Consider the following 4,897-nt stretch of genomic DNA (forward strand, 5'->3'; position numbering starts at 1 on the left):
TGGCCGCCGAGCGCGCCGGTGCCGCCGGTGACCAGCACGGTCCCGGACGGCTGCCAGGGCGTCCGGGGGGCCGGGTCCGGGGGTGCTGGCACCAGGCGGCGCAGCAGGACGCCGTGCGGACGGATCGCCACCTGGTCCTCGGCGTCGCGGCCGGTCAGCACCGCGGCGAGCCGGGCGCCGGCCGGGGCGTCGATCTCGTCGGGCAGGTCGACCAGGCCGCCCCAGCGGTCGCCGTGTTCCAGGCCGATGACCCGGCCCAGGCCCCAGATCAGCGACTGGGCCGGCGCGTCGAGCGGGTCACCCGGGCCGGTGGATACCGCGGACCGGGTGGCCAGCCAGAGCGGGGCGTCGATCCCGGTGTCGCCGAGGGTCTGGGCGAGCGCCAGGGTGGCGGCCAGGCCGGTGGGCACGTCCGGGTGCGCGGGGTGTGGGCGCTCGTCGTACCCGAGCACTGACAGCACCCCGGCGAGCGGCCCGGCGGCGACGGCCTCGCGCAGCGGCCCGGCGAAATCGTCGCCGGCGGCCACGGCGAGGTGCCGGATGGTGGCGCCGTGCCGGGTCAGCGTCGGGGCGAGGTCGGGGTGCGGCGCGTCGGTCGGGGTGACGAGCAGCCAGGTGCCGCGCAGCGCGGCGTCCGGCGTGCTGGTCGGGTGCCAGGCGATCCGGTATTGCGCGGGTCCGCCGGTCGGCGCGGCCGCGGGCGTCTCCAGCCAGTGGCGGCGACGCTGGAACGGGTACGTGGGCAGCTCGACCCGGACCGGCTGGTGCGGCGCGTAGCGGGGGGCCCAGTCGACCGGCACGCCGGCGGTCCAGGCGCGGGCCAGCGCGGCGTCCAGGTCGCCCTGGTCCCGGCGCAGGGTGTGCAGGGCGAGGCCCAGCACGGGGTGTGGGCTGACCTCGATCAGCACGCCGGGCAGCGCGGCCACCGTGTCGGCGAACCGGACCGTCTCCCGCAGGTTGCGGTACCAGTACCCGGCGTTTAGTCCGGCGGTGTCGAACAACCCGCCGGTGACGGTGGAGTGGAACGGCACCCGCGACGCGCGCGGCGTGAGGTCTGCCAGTGCGGTCAGGATCTCGTCGCGGACCGCCTCGACGTGCGGTGAGTGCGACGCGTAGTCCACCGCCACCCGCCGGGCACGCGGCTCCGCCGCCAGGAACCGGTCCACCGCCTCCGCGTCGCCGGAGAGGATCGTGGAGTCCGGCCCGTTGATTGCCGCGACCGAGAGCTCACCCGGGTCCACGTCGACGAACGGCACCGACACCATTCCGCCCCGCCCGGCGATGGCCCGCAACGCCCGACTCCGCAACGCGACGATCCGCGCCGCGTCGTCCAACGACAGGGCACCCGCCACGTACGCCGCCGCGATCTCACCCTGCGAGTGACCGACGACGGCGGACGGCTCGACGCCGTAGGACCGCCACAGCGCGGCAAGGGACACCATGACCGCGAACAGGGCCGGCTGCACCACGTCCACCCGGTCCAGCGGGCCCGCCAACTCCTCGCGCAGGGACCAGCCGGTGTACGGGCGCAACGCCTCCGCGCACGCCTGCATCGAAGCGGCGAACACCGGCGAGGTGTCCCACAACTGAAGACCCATGCCGTCCACTGCGAACCCTGACCCGGGAAGACGAAGACCGGTCGCCGCCGCCGGTGCGGTGCCGTGGACCAGGCCCGGGTGCTCCCGGCCGGCGACGACGGCGGCCAGCGCGTCGTCGTCGGTGACGACCCGCACGGTGCGCGAACCCGGTCCGCGCCGCCAGCGCGGCGCCGACGTCGACCCGGCGGCTGCCGGTGACGGACCGCAATCGCACGGGCCTGGTCGCGCAGTGCCTCAGGTGAGTGTCCGGAGAGGATCCACGGCACGGCCGGCCCCGGCGCGGCGGGCGGCCCGCTGGCGGGCTCGACCTCCTCGACGACGACGTGGGCGTTGGTGCCGCTCACCCCGAACGACGACACGCCGGCCCGGCGCGGGCGGTCCCGCGCCGGCCACGGCTCGGCCCGCTCCAGCAGCGACACAGTGCCGGCGGACCAGTCCACGTGCGGGGTCGGCGCGTCCACGTGCAGCGTGCGCGGCAGCACGCCGTGCCGCATGGCGAGCACCATCTTGATCACCCCGGCGACGCCCGAGGCGGCCTGGGTGTGCCCGATGTTCGACTTCACCGACCCGAGCCGGAGCGGCTGCGCGCGCCGCTCGCCGTAGGCGGCAATCACCGCCTGCGCCTCGATCGGGTCACCGAGGGTGGTGCCGGTGCCGTGCGCCTCCACCGCGTCCACGTCCGACGGCGACAGCCCGGCCGCGTCCAGGGCGGCCCGGATCACCCGCTGCTGGGCCGTGCCGTTGGGCGCGCTCAGCCCGTTCGACGCGCCGTCCTGGTTGACCGCCGTGCCGCGCAGCACCGCCAGCACCGGGTGCCCGCGCCGCCGCGCGTCGCTCAGCCGCTCCACCAGCAGCACGCCGGCGCCCTCGGACCATCCGGTCCCGTCGGCGGCCGCCGCGAACGGCTTGCACCGTCCGTCGGCGGAGAGCCCGCCCTGGCGGCTGAACTCCACGAACGTCGTCGGGGTCGCCATCACCGCGACGCCGCCGGCCAGCGCCATCGTGCACTCGCCGCGCCGCAGTGACTCCACCGCCAGGTGCAGCGCCACCAGCGACGACGAGCAGGCGGTGTCCACCGTGACGGCCGGGCCCTGGAGGCCGAAGGTGTACGCGACCCGGCCGGACAGCACGCTGCCGGTGTTGCCGGTCAGCAGGTGCCCCTCGTAGCCCTCGGGCGCGGTGGCGAACCGCCCGGCGTAGTCGTGGTACATCGCCCCGGCGAACACGCCGACCTGCTGGCCGCGCAGTGCCCGCGGGTCGAGGCCGGCCCGCTCGAAGGCCTCCCACGAGATCTCCAGCAGCAGCCGTTGCTGCGGGTCCATCGCGGTCGCCTCGCGGGGGCTGATGCCGAAGAACTCGGCGTCGAAGTCGGCGGCGTCGTACAGGAAACCGCCGTGCCGGGTGTACGAGTGACCAACGCGCTCCGGGTCCGGGTCGTAGAGGCTTTCGTCCCAGCCGCGATCGGCGGGGAACACCGAGATGGCGTCGGTCTCCGTGGCGACGAGTCGCCACAGGTCCTCGGGCGAGCGCACGTCACCGGGGTAGCGGCAGCCCATCGCGACGATGGCGATCGGCTCGTCGGCGGCCGGGACGGTGGTGGGGGCGGCGACGACGGCAGCCGCCTTCCCGGCGAGCAGGTCGTCGAGGTGACTGGCGAGCGCGGTCACCGTGGGGTGGTCGAACACCAGCGTCGCGGGCAGCCGCCGGCCGACGGCGGCGGCGAGCTGGTTGCGCAGTTCCAGGGCGGTGAGCGACTCGAAGCCGAGCGCCTTGAACGGGCGCTCCTCGTCGATCGGATGCTCGGCGGGGTGGCCGAGGACGGTGGCGACGGCCCGCCGGACGACGTCCCGCAGGGCGTCGCGGCGTTCGGTGGCGGGCAGCTGGCGCAGTGGCCGGCTCGGCCGGGACGCGGCGGCTCGTTCGAGGTGCGCCGGTACGGCCACCGCGATGTCCAGCGCGCAGGCCCGGTCGAGCAGGTCGAGGCCCTGCTCGGTGCTGAGCGGCAGCAGACGGTTGCGGGCCAGCCGCCGCCTGTCGACCTCGCTCAGGTCGCTGGTCATGCCGCTGCGCTCGGCCCACAGGCCCCAGGCGAGGGAGAGCGCGGGCCGGCCGGCGGCACGCCGGTGCTGGGCCAGGGCGTCGAGGAAGGTGTTCGCCGCCGCGTACCCGGCCTGGCCCGGGCCGCCGGTGATGCCGAGCACCGAGGAGAAGAGCCAGAACGCCCGCAGGTCCGCGTCGGCGGTCAGCTCGTGCAGGTGGACCGCCGCGTCGAGCTTGGGCCGTAGCACCGCCGCGACCCGCTCCGGGGTGAGCGACCCGAGCACCCCGTCGTCGAGGACACCGGCCAGGTGCACGACAGCGGTCAGCGGGCGGTCGGCCGGGATGGTGGCCAGGGCCGCGGCGAGAGCGGCCCGGTCGCTCACGTCACAACCGGCGAACCGGACGTCCGCGCCGAGCGCGCCCAGCTCACCGGCCAGGTCGGCGGCGAACCCGCGACGGCTGAGCAGCAGCAGGTGGCGGACCCCACGGGTGGTCACCAGGTGCCGGGCGACCAGCCGGCCGAGGGTGCCGGTCGCCCCGGTGATCAGGACGGTGCCGTCCGGATCGAGTGGGGGCGGCGTGGCGGCCACCGGCGGCGTGGCCGCGACGAGCCGGGGGGCGTACGCCTTTCCGTTCCGGACGGCGATCTGCGGCTCCCCGGGCGGCAGCGCGGCCGGCAGGTCCGCGCCGGGTTCCAGGTCGAGCAGCACGAACCGGTCCGGGTTCTCGCTCTGCGCGGACCGGATCAGGCCCCACACTCCGGCGGTGGCCAGGCCGGGCACCGCGTCCGTGTCGGTGACGGCGACCGCTCCGCGGGTGACGAGCACCAGCGGTCCGCGGTCGACGCCCAGGCGCTCCTGCGCCAGGCGCAGCGCCGTCCCGGTGGCGGCGTGGGCGGCGGCGGTGAGGTCCGCGCCGGCCGGCGGGTCGACCGCGACGAACTCCATTCCGGGTACGCCGTCCGACGGTGGCGGCAGCTCGGTCCACTCGATCCGGTGCAGCGTGTTCGGGGCCGCGCCGAGCTGGGCGGCGGTGACCGGGCGGGCGCGCATCGCCGCGACGGTCAGCACCGGGTCGCCGGCAACGTCGTAGGCCGCCAGGGCCACCGTGTCCGGCCCGGCCGGCGTGACGCGTACCCGCAGGCCGCCGGTGGGTGTCGCCGCGTGCCGGGTCACGCCGGTCCAGGCGAACGGCAGCCAGGTGCCGCCGGCCGGCGCGAACGGGCCGAGACCGAGCGCGTGCAGGGCGCCGTCGAGCAG

Annotated in this window: 1 protein-coding gene and 1 pseudogene; both read right to left on the reverse strand. The window is 76.4% G+C overall.

Features of this window, described 5'->3' with window-relative positions; all coding sequences use genetic code 11:
• Window positions 1–1,598 (reverse strand): type I polyketide synthase (locus tag JM949_RS33470; RefSeq protein WP_238434355.1); only part of this gene is annotated, 1,598 nt, incomplete at its 3' end.
• A gap of 218 nt (window positions 1,599–1,816) precedes the next feature.
• Window positions 1,817–4,897, reverse strand: a pseudogene (locus JM949_RS38870) (type I polyketide synthase); the annotation flags it as partial.

The organism is Micromonospora tarensis (assembly GCF_016803395.1).
GTDB lineage: Bacteria > Actinomycetota > Actinomycetes > Mycobacteriales > Micromonosporaceae > Micromonospora > Micromonospora tarensis.